Origin of the sequence: Citrobacter sp. wls708 (assembly GCF_005281255.1) — a bacterium.
Classification (GTDB): Bacteria; Pseudomonadota; Gammaproteobacteria; order Enterobacterales; family Enterobacteriaceae; genus Citrobacter; species Citrobacter werkmanii.
The window spans coordinates 1-2007 of sequence record NZ_SZXE01000013.1 but is presented as its reverse complement, the minus strand read 5'-3'; the positions used below and the strand labels follow the sequence as shown (position 1 = coordinate 2007).

Genomic DNA, 2007 nt, shown 5'->3' with positions numbered 1-2007 from the left:
TGGCAATGGACTGGAAGCTGGCGCTGCCGCTGCATCCGGAATACCGCACGCTGCCGATGGTCTGGTACGTGCCGCCTTTGTCACCGATTCAATCTGCCGCCGATGCGGGCGAGCTTGGCAGCAACGGCATTCTGCCGGATGTAGACAGTCTGCGTATCCCGGTTCAGTACCTGGCGAACCTGTTGACCGCTGGCGACACTCAGCCGGTACTGTTGGCGCTGAAACGTATGCTGGCAATGCGTCACTACAAACGTGCGGAAACTGTTGACGGAAAAGTTGATACCCGTGCGCTGGAAGAGGTGGGATTAAGCGAAGCGCAGGCACAGGAAATGTATCGTTACCTGGCGATTGCTAATTACGAAGATCGTTTCGTGGTGCCAAGCAGCCATCGTGAACTGGCGCGTGAGGCATTCCCGGAGAAAAGCGGTTGTGGCTTTACCTTCGGCGATGGTTGCCACGGTTCTGATACCAAATTCAATCTGTTCAACAGCCGCCGCATCGACGCTGTTGATGTGACCAGCAAAACGGAGCCGCACCAATGATTGAACTCGTCATTGTTTCGCGTCTGCTCGAGTACCCGGATGCTGCCTTATGGCAGCATCAGCAGGAGCTTTTCGATGCACTCGCGTCATCTGAGAACCTGGATAAAGAGGATGCCCAGACCCTGGGCGTTTTCCTGCGCGATTTAACCGCGCAGGACATGCTGGATGTACAGGCCGCTTACAGCGAACTGTTTGACCGGGGCCGCGCCACATCGCTGCTGCTGTTTGAACATGTCCACGGGGAGTCCCGCGATCGCGGTCAGGCGATGGTTGACCTGATGGCACAGTATGAACAGCACGGTTTGCAGCTCGACAGCCGTGAACTTCCCGATCATCTGCCGCTGTATCTGGAATACCTTGCGCAGTTGCCGAAAAGCGAAGCGTTAGGTGGTTTACAGGATATCGCGCCGATTCTGGCTTTGCTCAGCGCTCGCTTGCAACAGCGTGACAGCCGTTATGCGGTGCTGTTTGATCTGCTGCTAAAACTGGCGAATACCGTTATCGACAGCGACAAAGTGGCTGAAAAAATTGCGGATGAAGCGCGTGATGATACACCACAAGCGCTTGATGCGGTCTGGGAAGAAGAGCAGGTGAAATTCTTCGCCGATCAGGGGTGCGGAGAGTCGGAAATCTCCGCTCACCAGCGTCGTTTTGCCGGGGCCGTTGCGCCGCAGTATCTGAATATCACCACCGGAGGACAGCAATAATGCACTTCCTGAATACGTTCTTCTTTGACATCTATCCGTACATCGCGGGTTCTGTCTTTCTGATCGGCAGTTGGCTGCGTTATGACTATGGACAATATACATGGCGCGCGGCGTCCAGCCAGATGCTGGATCGCAAAGGGATGAACCTGGCGTCAAACCTGTTTCATATCGGGATCCTGGGCATTTTTGCCGGGCACTTTCTGGGCATGTTGACGCCGCACTGGATGTACGAAGCGTGGCTACCGCTGGAAGTGAAACAAAAGATGGCTATGTTTGCGGGCGGCGCCTCAGGCGTGATGTGTCTGGTCGGCGGCGTGCTGCTGCTGAAACGTCGTCTGTTCAGCCCACGCGTGCGGGCCACCACCACTGGTGCGGATATTCTGGTGCTGTCCATTCTGGTTATCCAGTGCGCCCTTGGCCTGCTGACCATTCCGTTCTCCGCTCAGCATATGGACGGTAGCGAGATGATGAAACTGGTGAACTGGGCGCAAACGGTGGTGACCTTCCACGGCGGCGCGTCTGAATATCTGGATGGCGTGGCGTTTATCTTCCGCATGCACTTGGTGTTGGGTATGACGCTGTTCCTGCTGTTCCCGTTCTCGCGTCTGGTGCACATCTGGAGCGTTCCGGTCGAGTATCTGACCCGCAAATACCAGATTGTACGCGCGCGTCACTAATCGGTAATCTGTGTAAGACAAAACCCTGCTCCGGCGGGGTTTTTTATGCCTGTTTGCCGGATGGCGGCGTAACCGCCTTAT

General features: G+C 55.8%; 2 protein-coding genes and 1 pseudogene. All 3 read left to right on the top strand.

Features of this window, described 5'->3' with window-relative positions; all coding sequences use genetic code 11:
• Positions 1 to 542 (top strand): annotated as a pseudogene (narH, locus tag FDW97_RS05155) (nitrate reductase subunit beta); the annotation flags it as partial.
• Positions 539 to 1249 carry a nitrate reductase molybdenum cofactor assembly chaperone gene (narJ, locus tag FDW97_RS05150; protein ID WP_087856119.1) on the top strand — a complete coding sequence of 237 codons (711 nt, stop codon included), beginning with the start codon at positions 539 to 541 and terminating at the stop codon, positions 1247 to 1249. The pseudogene narH and the gene narJ, both read left to right, overlap by 4 nt.
• The gene (gene narI, locus FDW97_RS05145; RefSeq protein ID WP_038641116.1) at positions 1249 to 1926 is read left to right on the top strand and encodes a respiratory nitrate reductase subunit gamma; all 678 of its coding nucleotides are present in this window, start codon (positions 1249 to 1251) and stop codon (positions 1924 to 1926) included. The genes narJ and narI overlap by 1 nt, the downstream gene beginning before the upstream one ends.
• Positions 1927 to 2007 lie beyond the last annotated feature (81 nt).

Bases quoted from the DNA above. Each gene is read 5' to 3' on its own strand.
- narJ (WP_087856119.1), top strand. From the start codon at position 539: ATGATTGAACTCGTCATTGTTTCGCGTCTGCTCGAGTACCCGGATGCT.
- narI (WP_038641116.1), top strand. From the start codon at position 1,249: ATGCACTTCCTGAATACGTTCTTCTTTGACATCTATCCGTACATCGCG.